This is a genomic window from Kitasatospora sp. NPDC089509 (assembly GCF_044749365.1).
Lineage (GTDB): Bacteria > Actinomycetota > Actinomycetes > Streptomycetales > Streptomycetaceae > Kitasatospora.
In genome coordinates this window covers 377,356-396,134 of record NZ_JBIVHS010000001.1, presented here as the reverse complement: position 1 = coordinate 396,134, position 18,779 = coordinate 377,356, and the positions used below count along the sequence as shown (strand labels likewise).

14 protein-coding genes are annotated in these 18,779 nt (G+C 74.5%); 13 read left to right on the top strand and 1 reads right to left on the bottom strand.

What is annotated here, in order from left to right:
- Positions 1-193 precede the first annotated feature (193 nt).
- From ACIP4P_RS01490 to ACIP4P_RS01445, 10 genes are all read left to right on the top strand, one after another.
- Positions 194-364 (top strand): hypothetical protein, encoded by a 171-nt coding sequence (locus ACIP4P_RS01490; RefSeq protein WP_400913569.1) that lies wholly within the window; start codon positions 194-196, stop codon positions 362-364.
- Positions 361-2,325, top strand: a complete 1,965-nt coding sequence (locus ACIP4P_RS01485; RefSeq protein ID WP_400913567.1) for an amino acid adenylation domain-containing protein — start codon at positions 361-363, stop codon at positions 2,323-2,325. The genes ACIP4P_RS01490 and ACIP4P_RS01485 overlap by 4 nt, the downstream gene beginning before the upstream one ends.
- Entirely contained in the window at positions 2,322-5,291 is a 2,970-nt protein-coding gene (locus ACIP4P_RS01480) for a type I polyketide synthase (protein ID WP_400913566.1), read from the top strand. The genes ACIP4P_RS01485 and ACIP4P_RS01480 overlap by 4 nt, the downstream gene beginning before the upstream one ends.
- Before the next feature lie 34 nt (positions 5,292-5,325).
- Complete coding sequence (locus tag ACIP4P_RS01475; RefSeq protein ID WP_400913564.1) at positions 5,326-5,532, top strand: MbtH family protein; 207 nt, start codon at positions 5,326-5,328, stop codon at positions 5,530-5,532.
- Positions 5,529-6,818: an MFS transporter gene (locus ACIP4P_RS01470; protein ID WP_400913562.1), complete on the top strand. Its 1,290-nt coding sequence runs from the start codon at positions 5,529-5,531 to the stop codon at positions 6,816-6,818. The genes ACIP4P_RS01475 and ACIP4P_RS01470 overlap by 4 nt, the downstream gene beginning before the upstream one ends.
- Positions 6,811-7,605: a thioesterase II family protein gene (locus ACIP4P_RS01465; protein ID WP_400913560.1), complete on the top strand. Its 795-nt coding sequence runs from the start codon at positions 6,811-6,813 to the stop codon at positions 7,603-7,605. The genes ACIP4P_RS01470 and ACIP4P_RS01465 overlap by 8 nt, the downstream gene beginning before the upstream one ends.
- 8 nt (positions 7,606-7,613) lie before the next feature.
- Positions 7,614-9,359: an acyl-CoA dehydrogenase family protein gene (locus ACIP4P_RS01460; RefSeq protein ID WP_400913557.1), complete on the top strand. Its 1,746-nt coding sequence runs from the start codon at positions 7,614-7,616 to the stop codon at positions 9,357-9,359.
- A gap of 75 nt (positions 9,360-9,434) precedes the next feature.
- Complete coding sequence (locus ACIP4P_RS01455) at positions 9,435-10,787, top strand: condensation domain-containing protein (protein ID WP_400913554.1); 1,353 nt, start codon at positions 9,435-9,437, stop codon at positions 10,785-10,787.
- A 35-nt stretch (positions 10,788-10,822) separates the two neighbouring features.
- Positions 10,823-12,673 carry a non-ribosomal peptide synthetase gene (locus ACIP4P_RS01450; RefSeq protein WP_400913552.1) on the top strand — a complete coding sequence of 617 codons (1,851 nt, stop codon included), beginning with the start codon at positions 10,823-10,825 and terminating at the stop codon, positions 12,671-12,673.
- Between the two features lie 45 nt (positions 12,674-12,718).
- Entirely contained in the window at positions 12,719-14,092 is a 1,374-nt protein-coding gene (locus tag ACIP4P_RS01445; protein ID WP_400913550.1) for a hypothetical protein, read from the top strand.
- A gap of 64 nt (positions 14,093-14,156) precedes the next feature.
- Here ACIP4P_RS01445 and ACIP4P_RS01440 read toward each other — a convergent pair whose 3' ends face one another.
- Positions 14,157-14,879: a hypothetical protein gene (locus tag ACIP4P_RS01440; RefSeq protein WP_400913548.1), complete on the bottom strand. Its 723-nt coding sequence runs from the start codon at positions 14,877-14,879 to the stop codon at positions 14,157-14,159.
- A gap of 463 nt (positions 14,880-15,342) precedes the next feature.
- On the opposite strand from ACIP4P_RS01440, the gene ACIP4P_RS01435 reads away from it, so the two are divergent.
- From ACIP4P_RS01435 to ACIP4P_RS01425, 3 genes are all read left to right on the top strand, one after another.
- On the top strand, positions 15,343-16,461 hold the full coding sequence (locus ACIP4P_RS01435; protein ID WP_400913547.1) for a phenazine biosynthesis protein: 1,119 nt from the start codon (positions 15,343-15,345) through the stop codon (positions 16,459-16,461).
- Positions 16,461-17,843: an aldehyde dehydrogenase family protein gene (locus ACIP4P_RS01430; RefSeq protein WP_400913545.1), complete on the top strand. Its 1,383-nt coding sequence runs from the start codon at positions 16,461-16,463 to the stop codon at positions 17,841-17,843. Before ACIP4P_RS01435 ends, ACIP4P_RS01430 begins: the two co-directional genes overlap by 1 nt.
- Positions 17,844-18,204: 361 nt before the next feature.
- Complete coding sequence (locus tag ACIP4P_RS01425; protein ID WP_400913544.1) at positions 18,205-18,747, top strand: pyridoxamine 5'-phosphate oxidase family protein; 543 nt, start codon at positions 18,205-18,207, stop codon at positions 18,745-18,747.
- Positions 18,748-18,779: the final 32 nt, after the last annotated feature.

Here is an 18,779-nt window from a genome sequence, read left to right as displayed (position 1 = left end):
GCCGGTTCCACCTCGTGAAGGCGAGCGGACAGCCGCCGACCCGCCCGTAGTACGTGTACTGCCCGTACTCGTTCGGGATCGACGCGCACACGTCGGCGTGCCCGTTCATCGGACGTCTACCAACGTTTCCCAGGCTCTTCGGCAGCAACCCCGCTGATCGTTCGAAGCTCAACAGCGGCTGTCCGCAGCGGCCGTGACGTCGACGACCCGCGAGGACCCCGCCCGGTCTCCCCTTGAGCGTCCTGAACTCCCGCTCAGCCGGGTCGAGTTCGCGTCGGACGGACGGCACGGCCGGGGCCTGCGCCCGTCCGTCGTCCCGGTGGACCGCTACCCGCACCGTTATGCAGAGGAGTTGGCCTCGTGAGGCCTGAACTGAGTCAAGAGGACGAGAGCCGAGCCGCCACCGCGCCCGAATCGGCCGGTCCGCGTGCCGTGGTCTGCGTACCGCGGCTGTTCGAGGAGCAGGTGCGGGCCAGCCCCGACGCGGTGGCCGTCGTCGACCGCGACGGGTGCGTGACGTACGCGGAGCTCGACGCCGCCGCCGACCGGCTGGCCGGAGTGCTGGTGGAGCGTGGTGCGGGCGCCGAGAGCGTGGTCGCGGTGCAACTGCCTCGCGGGCGTGAGCTGGTGACGGCGGTGCTGGCCGTGCTGAGGTCCGGTGCCGCCTACCTGCCGCTCGACCTGGCGCTGCCGGCCGAGCGCCGCAGGTACCAGCTGGCGGCCGCCGGTGTCGCCCTGCTGATCGGGCCCGAGGGCTGTGCGGGGGTCGAGGGCGCCGAGGGGGTCGAGGTGGTCGACCCGGCCGCCGGCGGACCGGCCGGGCGGTCCGGGCGGAACCCGGCGGTGGCGGTCGCCCCCGGCGACCTGGCCTATGTGATCTTCACTTCGGGTTCGACCGGCCGCCCCAAGCCGGTGGCCGTCACCCACGACTCGCTGGCCAACCACGCGGTCGCCATCGGTGCGGCCTTCGCGCTCACCGCGGCCGACCGGGTACTGCAGTTCGCCGGTCCGGGGTTCGACGTGTTCGGCGAGGAGGTGTTCCCGACCCTGCTGGCCGGCGCCCGGGTGGTGGTGGCCCCCGATCCGGTGCCGTCGCCCGCGGAGCTGGAGGAGTGTCTGCACCATGAGCGGGTCACGGTGGCCAACCTGCCGACGCCGTACTGGGATCAGTGGGTCCGCGATCTCGACGCCGAACCGCGGGAGCTGCCCGAGGCCCTGCGGCTCCTGGTCGTGGGCAGCGACACCGGGCTCACCCGGACGCTGGCCGGCTGGCGGGGGCACAGCTCGGTGCCGGTGCTCAACGCCTACGGTCTGACGGAGACCACCATCACCGCCACGCTCCAGGCGTTCACCGGGGAGTCGGTGCCCGAGGGGGAGACGCTGCCGATCGGGCGGCCGCTGGCCGGGGCGCGGGCGTACCTGCTGGACGCCGAGCTGGAGCCGGTCCCGGCGGGCACCCCGGGCGAGCTGTACCTGGGCGGGGCGGTGCTGGCCCGCGGGTACCTGGGGCAGCCAGGGCTCACCGCCGACCGTTTCGTGCCGGACCCGTTCGGCGGGACGCCGGGCGGGCGGCTCTACCGCACCGGCGACCTCGCGGTGCTGCGCGCCGACGGCGCCCTGGCCTTCATCGGGCGGGCCGACGACCAGGTGAAGATCCGCGGCCAGCGGGTCGAACCGGCGGAGATCGGTGCGGCCCTGTGCACCCACCCCGCGGTGCGTCAGGCGCACGTGCGGGCGGTGGACGACGGGGCGGACGGCAAGCGGCTGGTCGCCTACGTGGTCACTGCCGGAGTCGCCGCCGAGGTCGAGTCGTCGCAGCTGCGCGCCCACCTGGCCGTACGTCTGCCGGCCGCGATGGTCCCGGCCTGCTACGTGCTGCTCGACGAGCTGCCGCTGACCGCGAACGGCAAGATCGACCACCGGGCGCTCCCGGTGCCGACCGCGGGCGACACCACGTCCGGCGACACCACGCCCGGCGCACCGCAGGTGGTGGCGCTGACCGGCCTGGAGGAGCAGATCGCGGCCGTGTGGCGCGAGGTGCTGCGGGTCGGCCACGTCGGGCCGGACGACAGCTTCTTCGAGATCGGCGGTCACTCGCTGCTGCTCGTCCAGGTGCAGCGCAAGCTCAGCGGTGCGCTGGGACGCCAGGTTCCCGGCGTCGCGCTCTTCGCCCATCCGACCGTCCGCAAGCTCGCCGCCCATCTGCGCGACGACTCCGGGCCGGCCGTCGGCGCGCCCGGTGACGAGCGTGCCGGCGAGCGCCGCAGCGGGCAGGCCCGGCTCCAGCAGCGCCGTGCCCGCCAGAGCGCCGGGGGTGCCCGATGACGCAGGCCGCACAGCCGGTGGATCCGGACAGCCCCTTCCTCGCCGTCGTCGGGATGGCCGGGCGGTATCCGGGAGCGCGTGACCTCGGGGAGTTCTGGGACAACCTGGTCAAGGGCGCGGAATCGGTCACCCGCTTCCCCGGCGACCCGGCCACCCCCGAGTACGTCCCCGCGCTCGGCGTGCTGGAGGACGCGGACGGCTTCGACGCGGCGTTCTTCGGCTACTCGCCGCGGGAGGCGCTGATCCTCGACCCGCAGCACCGGCTGTTCCTGACCTGCGCCTGGGAGGCGCTGGAGGACGCCGGGTACGACGCCCGGTCCGGTGCCGGGGCGGTCGGCGTGTACGCGGGCAGCAGCCAGACCGGCTACCTGGAGACGCTGACGGCTCACCGCGACCGGCTCGGCCCGGTCAGCGAGTGGCAGCTGCGGCTGGCGACCGGCATCGACTTCCTCACCTCACGGACGGCCCACCGGTTCGGTCTCACCGGACCGGCGGTGACGGTGCAGACCGCCTGCTCCACCTCCCTGGTCGCCGTCCACCTCGCCGCGCAGGCGCTGCTGTCCGGCGAGTGCGACCTGGCGCTGGCCGGCGGGGCCAGTGTCAACGTCCCGGCGCGCCTGCCCGAGTACTCCGAGGGCGGTGTCATCTCGCCCGACGGCCGCTGCCGGGCCTTCGACGCCCGCGCCCGTGGGACCGTCGCGGGCAACGGTGTCGGCATCGTGGTCCTCAAACGGCTCGCCGACGCGCTCCAGGACGGCGACCACATCCGGGCCGTCCTGCGCGGCAGCGCGGTCAACAACGACGGCCTGGACAAGGTGGGCTTCACCGCTCCGGGAGTGGCCGGCCAGGCCGAGGTCATCCGCGCGGCCCACCTGGTGGCCGAGGTCGCGCCGGACAGCATCGGCTACGTCGAGGCGCACGGGACCGGGACGCCGCTGGGTGACCCGATCGAACTGGCCGCGCTGACCCAGGCCTTCCGGCTCGGCACCGACCGGCGCGGGTTCTGCCGGATCGGGTCGGTGAAGACCAACATCGGCCACACCGACGCGGCCGCCGGGGTGGCGGGCTTCATCAAGGCGGTGCTGGCCGTCCAGCACGGCCTGATCCCGCCGAGCCTGCACTACACCGCACCCAACCCCGAGATCCCCTTCGCGGACGGCCCGTTCGTGGTGAACACCGAACCGTACCGGTGGCGCCCCGACGGTCCCCGCCGGGCCGGGGTCAGCTCGTTCGGGATCGGCGGCACCAACGCGCACGCGATCCTGGAGGAGCCGCCCGCGCGACCTGGCCCGCCCGCCGCGCCGGCCGACCAACTGCTGGTGCTGTCCGCCCGGACCGCCGCCGAGCTGGACCGCGCCGCCGCCAGGCTCGCCGAGCACCTGCAGCGGCAGGCCGCCGGCGCCGCCGGCCCCGGCCGGGAACCGGGCCCGGTCCGCCTGGCCGACACGGCCTGGACGCTGCAGACCGGCCGCCACGCCTTCGGGCACCGCCGCTTCGCGGTGGCCGCCGACCACACCGAGGCGATCGAAGCGCTGACCGGGACCGGCACCTCCGGCCACCCGCCCGTGGGCGGCGGGCGGCCGGTGGCGTTCATCTTCCCCGGGCAGGGCGGCCAGCACGTCGGCATGGGCCGGGAACTGTACGAGAACGACCCGGCCTTCCGCACCGAGGTCGACGCCTGCTGTGCGCGGCTCGTACCCACGCTCGGCCTGGACCTGCGGACGGTGCTGTACCCGGCCGGCGAGCAACAGACCGCGGCCGCCGAGGAGTTGCTGCGCGACATGGGGGTGGCCCAGCCGGCCGTCTTCGTGGTGGAGTACGCGCTCGCCCGGATGTGGGAGCAGCGCGGGGTACGGCCGGCGGCCGTCGCCGGGCACAGCCTCGGCGCCTTCGTCGCCGCCTGCGTGGCCGGTGTGTTCTCCCTGCCCGACGCGCTGCGGCTGGTCGCCGAGCGCGGCCGGCTGCTGCAGGGCCTGCCCGTCGGGGCGATGCTGGCCGTGCCGCTGGCCGAGCGCGACGCCACCGGACTGCTCGGCGACGGCGTGGAGCTCGCGGCCGTCAACGGGCCGAACCAGTGCGTGCTGTCCGGGCCGCGGGGGGCGGTCGACGCGCTGTTCGCCCGGCTGACGCAGGACGGTGTCGACGCGCGCCGGCTGCACATCGCCGCCGCCGGACACAGCGCCCTGGTGGAGCCGATCCTCGACCGGTTCGCCGCCCTGGTCGCCGAACTCGACCTCAGGGCGCCCTCGATCCCCTGGGTCGGGGACACCACCGGGGAGTGGGTCCGCCCGGACCGCGTCCCGGGCGTCGAGTTCTGGACCGCCCACATGCGCCGGGCGGTGCGCTTCGGCGACACCCTCGCCACCCTGTTCGCCGAGCCCGACCGGATCCTGCTCGAAATCGGCCCGGGCCTGACCCTGACCACACTGGCCCGCCGCCACCCGGCCCGCACCGAACGCCACCTGGTGCTGCCCAGCCTGCCGCACCCGGCCGGCGAGCAGTCCGCCCTGCGGACCTCGCTGGCCGCCGCCGGACAGCTGTGGGCGGCCGGCGTCGAGCTGGACTGGCCGCGGCTGCACGAAGGCCGGCGGCCGGGCCGGACCCCGCTGCCGACCTACCCGTTCAGCCCGCAGCGGTACTCACCGCTCCCCACCGACGACCCCGCGCCGACCGTCACCGCCCGGCCCGCGCCGACCGTCCCGGAGCCCGCCCGGGACGGCGACACCGAAACCCGGCTCGCCCTGATCTTCGGCCAACTGCTGGGGCTGGAGCACGTAGCGGCGCAGGACGACTTCTTCGACCTGGGCGGGGACTCGCTGATCGCCGTTCAACTCGCCTCCGCCGTCCGCGCGGCCTTCGGCGTGCGCATCACCGTCAAACAGGTCTTCACCGCCCCCGCTCCACGCCGACTGGCCCGGGTGATCGACGCCGCCCGGCACGTCGACGCCACCCAGCAACCGGCCTGAACCGTCACGCGACGCACCGACCCGGAGGACAGCCATGTTCGAGGACGACGACGACCGGACCTACGAGGTGGTCCGCAACACCGAGGAGCAGTACTCCGTCTGGCCGGCCGGCCGGGCGCTGCCCGCCGGGTGGGAGCGGACCGGCGGACGGGGCGGCAAGGCGCACTGCCTCACCCTGATCGACGGCCTGTGGACCGACCTGCGGCCGAGGAGCACCCGTGAACGGGCGGCCGCCCGATGACGCGACCGGCCCCTCCGCCGGGACTGTTGCGCCACCAGGGCTTCCGCCGGCTGTGGGCCGCCCAGACGGTCAGCGTGCTCGGCGCCCAGATCTCCGAACTCGCACTGCCCCTCGCGGCCGTGACGGTGCTGGAGGCCACCCCGTTCCAGGTGGGACTGCTGGCCGCCGTGCAGTACCTGCCGTTCCTGCTGGTCGGCCTGCCGGCCGGGGCCTGGGTGGACCGGATGCGCCGACGGCCCGTCATGATCGCGGCGGACCTGGTCCGCTGCGCGGTCCTGCTGACCGTGCCGGTGGCCGCGCTCTGCGGGGTCCTGCACCTGTGGCTGCTGTATCCGGTCGCCTTCGCGATCGGGGTGATGACGGTCTTCTTCGACCTGGCGGCGCAGTCCTTCCTGCCGACCCTGGTCGGCGAGGAGCAACTCGTCGAGGCCAACACCAAACTGCAGCTGTCCGAGACCTCCGGTCAGCTGGCCGGTCCCGGCGCCGGCGGATTCCTGGTCCAACTGCTCACCGCACCACTGGCGTTGTTCGCCAACGCGGTCAGCTACGCCGGGTCGGCGGCGCTGCTCCTGCTGGTGCGGGTGGAGGAACACCCCGTCCGCGACGCAGTCCGGCCGGGACTGGTGGCGGAGGTCAAGGACGGCCTCGGGTACGTGTTCCGGCACCGGCTGCTGCGCCCGATCGCGCTGAGCGCGGGGATCGCCAACCTCTTCGGCCTGTTCGGCATGGTCCAGGCGATCCTGGTGCTCTACGCGGTCCGTGAGCTGCGGCTCTCGCCGGCCGGGCTGGGCACCGCGCTGGCGATCGCGAACGCGGGCGTGCTGCTCGGCTCGCTCGCCAACCGCCGGGTGGTGCGGCGCGTCGGCGTCGGGCCGTCGCTCACCTGGGCCGCCTTCGGGCTGGGCGGCACCCTCCTGCTGCTGCCCCTGGCCACCCCCAGCACCGCGATGCCCGTCCTGGCCGCCGCGATGGCCCTGGCCGGGCTGTGCGCCTCCGTCTTCAACATCAACCAGATCAGCCTGCGGCAGTCCGTCACCCCCGCCCCGATGCGCGGACGGATGACGGCGACGCTGCGGTTCGTGGTCTGGGGCGTCATCCCGGTCGGGACGTTCCTCGGCGGCGCACTGGTCGGCCCGCTCGGACTGCGCGGCGTGCTCTGGCTCGCCGGCGCGGGCAGCGTCCTCGCCGGGCTGCCGCTGCTGTTCTCCGCCGTGCACCCGCTGCGGGCCATGCCCGACGCCGCACCGACCGCCCGACCGACGAGCCAGGAGACCCTTCATGCCTGAGGTTCCGGGGCACACCGTCCCACGCTGGCTGGTCAACCGCCGCAAGCGCCCCGACGCCACGATCCGGCTGTACTGCTTCGCCCACAGCGGCGGCTCGGCCGCCGAGTACGTCCGCTGGGGCGACCACGTGCCCGACATCGAGGTGTGGGGCGTGCAACTGCCCGGCCGCGGCTCGCGATTCGACGACCCGCAGTACACCCGGGTCGGCCCGCTGGTGCACGACCTGGTGGAACAGGCCGCGTTCCGCGCGCCGTTCGCCTTCTTCGGACACAGCCTCGGCGCCCTGCTGGCGTACGAGACCGCGCGCGCCCTGCGCGAGCGCGGCCTGCCCGGCCCCGAACGCCTGCTGCTGTCCGCCTGCCCGGCCCCGCACCGGCCCCGCGGGCTGCCGCCGATCCACCACCTCGGCGACCGGGAGCTGTTCACCGCCGTCCAGGGGGAGTACGGCTCGCTCCCCGACCAGGTGGCCGAGGACCCGGAGCTACTCGCGATCATGATGGCCTCGCACCGCTTCGACTTCGAGATGGTCGACAGCTACCGCCACACCCCCGGCGAGCCCCTGGACCTGCCGCTGCACGTCTTCGGCGGCACCGAGGACCGGCTCCCCGCCGAGGAACTCGCCCGATGGCAGAGCCACAGTCGCGGACCGTTCGCCCTGAACCTGCTGCCGGGCGGCCACTTCTACCTCCGCGAGCACCGCGCCGCCCTGCTCGCCCTGATCCGGGCCGCGCTCACCGACCACCGGCCCGCCGGGCCGCCCGTCGACCCGCTCTCCCCCGACCTGTGAAAGCAGCCATGACTCACGACACCGCCGCCCCGGCCAGCTTCCTCGCCCAGCTCCACCTGGGGCACCTGCGCTGGGACCTGATCAGCCCCTTCCCCACCCCCTCCGACGAGGACCGCGCCCGCGGCGACGCCGCCGTCGCCGAGCTGATGCGCTTCCTCCAGGAGACCGTCGACCCGACCGAGGTGGACCGCACCGCCAAGCTGCCCGACGGCTTCCACCAAGCCTGCGCCGCCCGCGGCTACTTCAGGCTCCAGGACCCGCTGGAGCGCGGCGGCCTGGGCCTGTCCGCCCACAACGCCTTCCGGATGATCCAGGCCGCCGCGAGCTGGTCGGTGACCGCCTGCTACGCCATGTCCGTCCACCTCGGACTGGGCGCCGGCGCCTACCTGCCGCTGCTGGCCGACGGCGAGCTGAAGTCCGAACTCGAACGGCTGCTCGCGGCGGGAGCGATCTCCGGCGACGCCGACACCGAGCCCACCGGTGCGATCAACCGGACCCGGGCCACCACCGCGGTGCCGACCGAGGACGGCACCGGATTCCGGATCAGCGGCGAGAAGGTGTTCATCCAGAACGGCCCGATCGCGGGCCTCCTGAGGGTCTCGGCCACCGTGCACGACGACGGCCGGGAGTACATCCGGCTGTTCTTCGTCGACACCACCGACCCCGGCTTCTCGGTCCGGTCCTGGCACGAGTACCTGGGCCTCAAGGGCCTGCCCAACGCGGCCCTCACCTTCGACCGGGTCTTCGTCCCGCACAGCCGGGTCTTCACCCTCGACGGCCTGACCGCCGAGGAGGAGTGGCGGCTGGCCCCCGAACTGCACACCGTCAGCGTCCGGGGCCGGATGTACCCCATCTCGGCGCCCGCCCTGGCGATCGGCCGGCTCTGCCTGCACTGGTCCCGGGAGTTCGTCCGGCGGCGTTCGGTCGGCGGGCTCGGGCTGGAGCAGTACGACGAGATCCAGCGCATCGTCGCCGCCAACCTCGCCGAGACCTTCGCCATCGAGAGCGTGGTGGAGTGGTGCCTGCTGGCCGAGGAGCGCCACCCGGGGATCGACCTGGACCCGGAGCAGACGGTGGCCAAGAACATCACCTCGATGACCAGCTGGCGCATCGTCGACCGCACCCTGTCCCTGCTCGCCGCCGAGGGCTTCGAGACGGCGACCAGCAAGGCCCGGCGCGGCGCCCAACCGCTGCCGGTGGAACGGTTCTTCCGCGACGCGCGCGCCCTGCGGGTGGCCGGCGGGGTGGACTTCCTGGTGGACCACTGGGCCGCCCGGCACCTGCTCTCGCGCCACTACCCGAAGCCGCAGCCCGTCGCCGAGACCGCCACCGACCTCAGCGCGGCGGACGACCGCCTGTCCCCGCGCAACCGCGACCACCTGCGCTTCGTGGCCGAACAGGCCGTGCGGTTCGCCCGCCTCGCCCGCGACCTGGTGGACCGGCACCCCGACCCCGAGGAGCTGTTCGCCGAGGAACGCACGCTGATCCTGCTCAACCGGGTCTCCGCCGAACTGTTCAGCATGTCCGCGGTGCTGGCCAACGCCGCCCGACTGCACCCCGAGGGCACCGGACCGGCCCAGGACCTCGCCGACGTGTTCTGCGCCGAAGCACGCCACCGCACGGCGGACGCCCAGCGACGCCTGGCCGACACCGACGGCCCCGACCACGCCGGCGCCTGCGCGCAGTGGCTGCACGGCGACGGCCTGGAGTTCCTGCTCCGCGACACCGTCACCGCCACCCCGCCCGCCCACTGAGCAGGCGGTGTCCGGGACCACCCGGCCACCGGCCCCGCACCCCGAACGACCACCGACCCGGAAAGGGCCGCGCCGATGTTCAACCTCTCCCGCTCCCAGGAGATCGTCTGGCTGCACGAGGAACTCTTCCCCGAGAGCCGTGCCTACAACTTCACCGCCTCCCTCGACCTGCGCGGCCCGCTGGACGAGCCGGCCCTGCGGCAGAGCCTGGCGACCGTGCTCGCCCGCCACGAGGCGTTCCGCCTCGAACTCGACCCCGAGGGCTTCCCCCCGCAGCAGCGGGTGAACGACGGCTGCGCACCGCGCTACCGCACCGTGGACCTGACCGGCGGCGACGGCCACGAGGCCGCCTTCGAGGAGCTGTGGCGCGAGCAGCACGACGAGCCCTTCGACACCGCCGAGGCGCCCATGGTGCGGTGGAGCCTGATCAGGCTGGCCGAGGACCACCACCGGCTGCTGCACACCGAGCACCACCTGGTGCACGACGGCTGGTCCTTCGGCCTGGTCCTGCGCGACCTGTTCACCACCTACCGCGCGCTGGCCCAGGGTGTCCCGGCCGACCTCCCCGAGCCCCGCTCCTACGCCGAGCACGTCCGTGAGTCGGCGGCCGCCGAGGAACGACCGGGCCACCAGGACGAGGCCCTGGCGTACTGGCGGGACACCCTGGACGGCGCCGCCTTCGACCTGCCGCTGCCCGGCCTGACCGACCCGGGACGGGTCCGCGACGTCCCGCACGGCGACCAACTGCGCCAGCTGCTGGCACCCGAGCTGGCCGAGCGCCTGCGGGCGGCCGCCCGCCGCGACGGACACACCCCGTTCTCGGTCCTGCTCACCCTCTTCGCGGAGCTGCTGCGCCGGCGGAGCGGCCGGTCCGACCTGGTGATCGGCAGCGCGGTGGGCAACCGCCCGCCCGGCTTCCAGGAGTGCGTCGGGATGTTCGTCAACACCATCCCGCTGCGCCTCCGCCTCCGGTCCGACGACAGCGCGCTGACCGCGGTCGACGAGGTCACCGAGGTCCTGATCCGCTCGCTGCCGCACCAGGGCGTCCCGGTCCAGCAGTTGGCCCACGAGCTCGGCGAACACTCCGGCACCGGCCTGGACAACCCGCTGTTCCAGGTCATGTTCAGCGCGCACGACGCGCCGATCCCGCACGTCGAGGGACTGGAGCTGGAGGTGTCCGTCCACGAGGCGTTCAACACCGGCACCTCCCGTTTCGACCTCGACGTGGTGCTGGTCCCCGACTCCCGCCGGACCGTCAACAGCCGCACGGGCCCCGGCGGCATGCTGCTGATCTGGGACTTCGCCACCGACCTGTTCGACAGCCCCCGGATCGCCGAGCTGCAGCGGCAGTTCACCGCGCTGCTGGAGGCCTACCTCGCCGACACCACGACCGGCCTCGCGGCACTCACCGCGGCAGCCGACGGCTGACCCCACCACCCCGAACCACGCCCCGAGGAGACCAGATGACCTTCCCCGAACCGACCTCCCCCGAACCGACCGGCCATCAGCTGCCCAGCATCGCCTGGGGCGGCAAACCCGCACCCACTCCCGCACCGGGGGCGGGGCCGCTCGACTGGTTCGAGAGCCGGCTGGCCGAGCAGCCCGACGCCCCGGCGGTCGTGGACGGCACCCTCACCTGGAGCTACCGCGAGCTCGACCGGGCCGCCGCCCGGATCGTGCGGGCCCTCGGCGGCCGGGTCGGCCGCGGCCGGCTGGTGGGAGTCTGCCTGGAGCGTTCCGCGCTGCTGGTGGCCACGGCCGTCGCGTTGGCCAGGATCGGGGCGGTCTACCTCGCCCTCGGCGCGCGGCCGGGGGCCGCACGGCTGGAATCGCTCACCGAGGACGCCGACATCGGCTGCCTGCTCACCGACGGCACCACCACCCCGCCACCCGGCTGGACCGTCGCGCCCGCCGACGCGGTGGACGGGCTCGTGGTCGCCCTGCGCGGCGGACCGGCGAACGGCGCGCCCGGCGATGCCTTCTGCGCCGTCACCACCTCGGGCAGCACCGGCAAACCCAAGATCGCGCTGCTGCCGCAGGAGGCGCTGGCCAACCTGGTCCGCTGGACCTGCGACCGGCTGGAGATCGGTCCCGGGTCCCGGGTGGGCCTCTTCGTCGGCACCACCTTCGACGCGCACCTCAAGGAGCTGTGGGAGGCGCTGTCGTCGGGCGCCACCCTGCACGTCGCGCCCGAGGACGCCCGCGGCTCGATGGCCGAACTGTTCCAGTGGTGGCGGGAGTCGGGCCTCACCCACTGCCTGCTGCCGACCCCGCTCGCCGACCTCGCCTTCACCCAGCCGTGGCCCGCCGGCCTCGCCATGCGCCACATCCTGGTGGGCGGCGACCGGATGCGGGTGCGGCCGCCCGCGCAGTGCGCGGCGGTGGTGCACAACGTGTACGGTCCCGCCGAGGCCACCGTGCTCACCACCACCCACCGCCTGCAACCCGGGAGCGACGACCCGAACGCCGTCGTGCCGATCGGACGGCCGCTGACCGGCTACGCCGTCTTCGTCACCGACGAGGACGGCCGGATCCTGCCCAGGGGACACGCCGGAGAGGTCCGGATCGGCGGTGCGGGCCTGGCGCTCGGCTACCTGGACCCGCAGCGGACCGCCGAACACTTCGTGCCGGCCCCCGCAGGTCAGCCGTACGTGGACCGGGTCTACCGGACCGGCGACCGGGCGGTGATGCGCGCCGACGGGCCGCTGGAGTTCCTCGGCCGCATCGACGACCAGGTGAAGATCAGCGGCGCGCGGATCGAACCGGCCGAGGTCGAGGCCGCCCTGGAGACCCATGACTCGGTCCGGCGCGCCGTCGTGGTCCCGTACCAGGGCACCGGCGGCGGTCTCCGGCTGGCCGCCTTCCTCCTGCTCGCCGAGGGCGCGCGGGCCGACCGGGACGCCGTGCTGGCCGCCGCCCGCGCCCGGGTGCTGAAGCAGGCGGTGCCCGCCCTGGTCCGCTTCGTCGACGCCTTCCCGCTGAACGCCAACGGCAAGGTCGACCGCGCCCTGCTCGCCCGGCAGGCCGCCCCCTCGGCGTCCACCGCGCCCGGGGCAGCGGCGACCCCGCGGGCGGAGGACACCGAGGCGTTCCTGCTGGTGGCCTGCCGCCGGCTGCTCGACCAGCCCGACCTCACGCCCGCCGACAACTTCGCCGAATCGGGCGGGACTTCGCTGGCCGTCGCCCGTCTGATCGCGCTGATCGAGAGCACCTACCCGATCCGGGTCAGGGCCGCGGAGGTCATGCGCCAGCCCGACCTGGCGGCCCTGGGCGCCCTGGTCGCCACCCGCCGCGCGGAGTCGGCGCGCGGCTGAGCCCGCCCGCCACCACCGCCCACCCGTCCCCCGAGAGGACCTTCCGTGGACCGCCCCACCCTGACCGAGCGGTATCTGGCCGAACTGAGCGAGAGCACGGCCACCGCAACCGAACTGCTCGGTCGTGCGCAGCACGACGCCCTGCTCGGCATCGACTTCGAGAACCGGTTCCTGGCCCGCCCGCTCTTCCTCGGCCACCAGGAGCACGAGCAGCTGATGGCAGACCTGGACACCCTCCACGCCGCGCTGTTCAGCCTGCCCGACCGGCTCTTCGACGGCGACCTCGGCGCGTTCGCCCGGGCCGTCGGCATGACCGAGACCCAGATCGAGGTGATCCTGCGCAGCCGGGGCGCCGCCGCGGTCCGCCTGGCCCGTACGGATCTGTGCGTCGACGACAGCGGATTCAAGGTCGTGGAAGTCAACATGACCAGCTCGCTCGGCGGCCTGGGCAACGGCGTGATGGCCCGGGCCCTGCTGGAACACCCGCTCCTCGCCGACTTCGCCACCCGGCACGGCCTCGGCTTCGCCGACACCGCCGCGGAACTGCTGCACACCATGTACGCCGCCACCGGGTTCGACCCGCGGTCCCGGCCGGTCATCGCGGTCGCCGACTGGCCGAGCAGCTACCTGACCGGCTGGGCCGCCTTCCTGGAGGAGTTCTGCGCCCTCCTGCGGACCCTGGGCGCCGACGCGCACCCCTGCCACATCGGCCAACTCGACTACCGCGACGGCCGGGTCTGGCTCGGCGACCGGGCCGTCGACATCATCCACCGGATCTTCCTCGCCGAGGACCTGCTCGAATCCCCCGAGGCCCCGGCGCTGATGGACCAGGTCGTCCGCGCCGCCGCGGCCGACCAGGTGAAGCTGTTCGTCCCGCTGGACGCCGAGCTCTACGCGAGCAAGACCACCCTCGCGATGCTCTCCGACGAGAACAACCGGCACCTGTTCAGCGCCGAGGAGTTGGCGGCGTTCGACCGCGTCCTGCCGTGGACCCGGACCGTCCGGCCCGGCACGGTGACGCTGGAGAACGGACACCGGGTGGAACTCCTCGACTACGCCCGGGCCGACCGACACGACCTGGTCCTCAAACCGACGGTGCTGCACGGCGGCAGCGGGGTGATCCTCGGCGGGGACGTGACCGAGGAGAGCTGGGCCGCGCACCTCGACGCCGCGCTCGACAAGCCCTACGTGGTGCAGCGCCGGATCCGCCCGGTCACCGAACTGTTCCCGGACGAGAACGGGCAGTTGGAGCCATGGCTGACCGCCTGGGGCGTGTTCACCATGGCGCGCGGCTTCGCCGGCATCATGGCCCGCGGCACCCGCCTGGACGCCAACGTCGGCGTGGTCAACATCACCAACGGGGCACACGCCGGTACCGGACTGTACGAGCTGCCGCCCCGCGAGCGCACCGACGGGTGACCGACCCGGCCGAACTCCGGTCGGCTGTCCGGCAGTCGGTCGACTGCCGGACAGCTCCGCCCGGTCAGCTGATCGGGTTCGGGGAGTCTCCGTTCAGCAGCATCTGCGGGACCTGGCTGAACGTCCAGCCGCTGCCGTTCGCGGTCAGCACCCAGACCACGTCGAAGCGGTCGTCCGGCCAGGAGGCGGGCGGCGCCGGGGTGATCGGGCCGAGGCCCGCCAGGATCGCCGGGATCTTCTTGTGCTCCCAGGCGACCAGCTGCGGGCCGGTGGACGCGAGCAGCGCGGTCGCGAGCCCGGCCTCGTCGCCCTTGGCGTACTGCTCGTCGGGGGTCAGGCCGAGCGCGGCGGCCACCACGGAGATGGTCTCCGCCGGCCGCTGGCTGCCTCCGGTGGTCGGGTCGGCCGCGAAGACCCCGGCGGGCCGGGTGAGTCCGGCCGGCACCGGGGCGGGGTCGCCGGTGGCGGTCCGCGGCGCGAACAGCGAGACCAGCGCGCCGGCCCGGGTCCACCCCTGCACCGTCAGCGACTCGCTGTCCTTCTTCCCCCGGTCGGTCACGCCGTAGGGCGCCCCGGAGTCGGTGGGCTTCTCCGCGTGCCGGATGAGCATGATCACGTTCGGGCCGGCGGCCGACTCCCGCTCGGCGGACGCGTCGACCGCCCGGGCCGCCCCGGCCGGACCCTGCGGCGCCGCAGCCGCGCCCCAGGCGCCGACGACGGGCACCGCCGCCGCGGCGGCGAACGCGCCGAGGACGGACCGACGGCCCGGCTTGCTGTTCATCGTCATGATCCTGACATCCTGTCCGATAGGGGATTCCGATAGCTGGATGGCGAGGGAGTCCGGCCACCGCGTGACCGGAGCGTCACGGTAACGGCCCGGTCTGTGTGCCGGATGAGCGCGGTGTGATGATGGTGCGGACATTCCGCGCAGAAAAGCCGCCGCCCGGGATCCGGTCCCGCCACTGCGCCCCCACGCGGCCGCCTGCCACCACGCGCAGCGCTGGAAGTGATCATCCCCACCCCCGCGCGACCGCTCATCCGGGCCGATCCACCGGTGCACCGGCGATAGGTTGACGGTGTCTCACCGGATTCCGCACCGGGACGAACCGGGCGGCCCCGCGTCGACCCCGTCGGCCCGTCGACACAGGCCCGTCGACGCCGGCCCGTCGACGCCGTCGACCCCGGCCGCAGGCGACGGAATGCGGCGGGACGCCGCCACGTCGGGCGGCGCGAAGGAGGAATGGGGAATCGTGCAGGATCAGACCGTGATCGACGTCACCGGCGCCGGGGCACCCGCGCCGGGCCACCGCTCCGAGGGCGGGGGCACCGACTTCGACCAGCACGTCCGGGCCATGACGGCCTGGCACTTCAACGAGGCGACCGGCTCGCCGTTCTGGCTGGCCAAGCGCGCCGAGCTCGGCTTCGACCCGCTCACCGAGGTCACCGGCGCCGCCGACCTGCGCCGCTTCCCCGACGTCAGCGACGAACTCAGGACGGTACCGGCCGCCGAGCTGATACCCCGCGGGGCGGCCCCCGGCCAGGCCTTCCGGGTGTACGAGTCCGGTGGCACCACCGGCCTGCCCAAGCGGGTGGTCGACGGCGGCTACCGCAGCCGGATGGTCGGCTGGGCCGTCGACCGGCTCCGGGCCAACGGCGTCCCGGAGCACGGCAACTGGCTCCACCTCGGCCCGGCCGGGCCGCATGTGATCGCCTTCGACGTCGCCGGGTACGCGGCCCGCAGCGGCGGCCTGTGCTACACCGTCGACCTGGACCCCCGCTGGGTCAAGCGGCTGCTGTCCACCGGCCGGCGGCGCGAGGCCTCGGACTACCTCGACCACGTGCTGGACCAGGCCGAACTGGTGCTGCGCAGCCAGCCGGTGGCGGTCCTGAACACCACCCCGCCGCTGCTGGAGGCGATCTGCGCGCGCCCCGACCTCCGCGCCCTGGTGGCCGAGCGGGTCGGGGCGATCGTCTGGGGCGGCACGGCCTTCAGCCGGGAGAGCCTGCAGCTGGTCGAGCGGGAGATGTTCCCGGGCGTCCCGCTGGTCGGCGTCTACGGCAACAGCCTGATGGGCGTGGCCCCGCAGCGCCCGCGCCGGGACGACGACGTGCACCCCTGCGTCTTCGAGCCGTTCGCGGAGGCCACCCGGCTGGAGCTGGTGGACGGTGACGGCCGCCCGGTCGGGTACGGCGAGCGCGGCCAGGTGCGGCTGCACCTGGTGAGCGAGGAGATGTTCCTGCCGAACATCGTGGAGCGGGACACCGCGATCCGGGTGGCGCCCGCCGCCGGCTCCGCGGTCGACGGCCTCGCCGAGGTCGCCAGCGTCGCCCGCTTCGAGGGCGCCGACGTGGTGGAAGGGGTGTACTAGTGGCCGCGACGGTCATCGACCCCCTGGTGGCGGGCGTGCCCGCGCCGAGCTCCGACCGGCAGCTGCTGACCGACGTGTTCGGCGCCGCGCTGGCCGATGTCGGGGTGGCCCCCCGGCTGGGCGCCCAGCTGGCCCTGGACCGGCTGCGGGCCGCGGCCGACGGGCTCCGGCCGGCGGCCCGGATCTTCCCCGAGGCGGCCCGGCTGTTCGCCACCGCGGAACTCGACGGGGAGGACCCCGAGGCCTACGTCGACCGCGTCGTCCGCAGTTCCGGCCTTCCGGCCCGCACGGTCCGCCTCGCGGTGACGGACATCGTCGCCGAGATCGAGGCGCTGGACCGGACCGTCGCCGCGGAGCTGCCTCCCCCGCTGCCGAGCGCCACCCACCGGGTGGAATGGGTGCCCGGCGGGCGGGTGTTCGCGGCCGTGATGGCCGGCAACCACCCGCTGCCGCACGTCTCCTGGGTGCACGCGCTGTTCGTCGGCTACAGCGTGCTGGTGCGCCCGGGGAGCCGGGACCCGTTCACCCCGCGCCGACTGGTCGCGGCACTCCTGGCCGCCGGACTGCCGCCGCACAAGCTCGCCCACCTGCCGTGCGACCACCGCGCGGCCGCCTTCCTGCTCGACTCGGCCGACCGCGGCATCGTCTTCGGAGGCGACCAGGCGGTGGCCTCCTGGCGGGACGCCCGGCACGTCGCCACCCGTGGCCCGGGGCGCTCCCGGGCCCTGCTCGACACCGCACCGACCCCGGAGCTGCTGGACCACCTGGCCACGGCGGTCGGCTACGACGGCGGAACCCGCTGCACCAACCTGTCCGCCGTCCTCACCACCGCCCCGGTCGCCCGGGTCGCAGACGAACTCGCCGCGAGACTGGCGCGGTTGCCGGTGCTGCCCGCCACCGACCCGGAGGCGACCCTGCTGGTGGTCGGGCGCGAGCGCGCCGAGGCGCTGCGCCGCCACGTCGCGACGCTGGCGGACGGGCTGACCGACCACAGCACCCCGCACTACGACGGGGACTTCGTGGTCGACCTCGGTGACGGCTCCTTCCTGCTCCGCCCGCTGGTGCTGTCCGCGGACCGCGCCGACCACCCGGCCGTGGGCGCCGAACTGGGCTTCCCGTTCGTCGTGGTCGCGCCGTGGTCGGCGGACCGCGATGCCGGGGCGCTCGGCCCGGCGCTGGTGCTCAACCTACTCACCGACGACGACGCGCTGGTGGCGCGGGCCGTCCAGGACCCGCGGATCCGCAAGGTGACGGTGGGCACCGCCCTCCCCTGGGACCTGGTGCCGGGGCTCCCGCACGACGGCAGCCTCACCCAGTTCCTCCTCGAACCCAAGGGCGTCGTCGTGCCGGGCGCCGTCGTGCCGGGCGCCGACGGCGGGTAGCCGACCGCCTCGACCGACACCGCCCCCGGGAGACCGCTCCCGGGGGCGGTCCGGTTTCCGGGGGCGGCCGTCCGGTTTCCGGCCAGTCAGTGACAGGTTCACGACAGGATTGTGATCTCTCCGTCACTGTCCGTACCAGGACCGCCATGCTGTTCCTGCCGGAACCGTACGTCCCCGAAGCGCAGCCGCGCCACGGTGGCCGCCCCCCACTCCGGCACCGACACCGCCCCGGCCGGGGCGGCCGTCGGCCCGTCCTGCCGTCGGGCGCCAGCAGGTCCGGCGCCGCACCGCCCGCCGCGACCGAGGCGCGCGAGAAGCCACCGCAGGGCTCGACTTCCCCATCCAGCAAGGAGACCGCTCGATGCTGCCCACCATGTCCCCGCGTGCCCGGGAGCTCTTCCTCGCCGAACGCCGAGTCGGCGTGCTGAGCGTCGCCGACCCCAGAGAAGGCGACCGCGCACCCCTGAGCGTGCCGGTCTGGTACGACTACCGGCCCGGCGGCGAGATCCTCGTCCAGACCGGACGCGAGACGGTCAAGGGCCGACTGCTGCGCGCCGCCGGCCGGTTCAGCCTCTGCGTGCAGGACGAGCGGCGGCCCTACCGGTACGTGAGCGTCGAAGGGCCGGTCGCCACGATCGAGGACCCGGTGCCGCCCGCCGTCCGGGAGGCCATGGCGCACCGCTACCTGGACCCGGACGAGGCCCGCGGCTACCTCGACACCACCGCCGACCAGCTCAAGGACGACATCCTCTTCCGGCTGCGCCCGCAGCGCTGGCGCACCGCCGACTTCGCCGCCTTCGCGGCCGACTTCACCGAGCCCGCCGAGCCCGCCGAGCCCGCGCGGTCCACCGGTCCCACCCGGCCCACCGGCCCCGCCGAACCCGCCGCCGACAGCGCGGACTGACCCGGCGCGCCGTCGGCACCGGTCCGCAGCCG

Excerpts from the sequence above, each read along its gene's own strand:
- ACIP4P_RS01425 (WP_400913544.1), top strand. The coding sequence starts at position 18,205 with ATGCTGCCCACCATGTCCCCGCGTGCCCGGGAGCTCTTCCTCGCCGAA.
- ACIP4P_RS01440 (WP_400913548.1), bottom strand. The coding sequence starts at position 14,879 with ATGACGATGAACAGCAAGCCGGGCCGTCGGTCCGTCCTCGGCGCGTTC.
- ACIP4P_RS01455 (WP_400913554.1), top strand. The coding sequence starts at position 9,435 with ATGTTCAACCTCTCCCGCTCCCAGGAGATCGTCTGGCTGCACGAGGAA.
- ACIP4P_RS01450 (WP_400913552.1), top strand. The coding sequence starts at position 10,823 with ATGACCTTCCCCGAACCGACCTCCCCCGAACCGACCGGCCATCAGCTG.
- ACIP4P_RS01475 (WP_400913564.1), top strand. The coding sequence starts at position 5,326 with ATGTTCGAGGACGACGACGACCGGACCTACGAGGTGGTCCGCAACACC.
- ACIP4P_RS01480 (WP_400913566.1), top strand. The coding sequence starts at position 2,322 with ATGACGCAGGCCGCACAGCCGGTGGATCCGGACAGCCCCTTCCTCGCC.
- ACIP4P_RS01465 (WP_400913560.1), top strand. The coding sequence starts at position 6,811 with ATGCCTGAGGTTCCGGGGCACACCGTCCCACGCTGGCTGGTCAACCGC.
- ACIP4P_RS01470 (WP_400913562.1), top strand. The coding sequence starts at position 5,529 with ATGACGCGACCGGCCCCTCCGCCGGGACTGTTGCGCCACCAGGGCTTC.
- ACIP4P_RS01460 (WP_400913557.1), top strand. The coding sequence starts at position 7,614 with ATGACTCACGACACCGCCGCCCCGGCCAGCTTCCTCGCCCAGCTCCAC.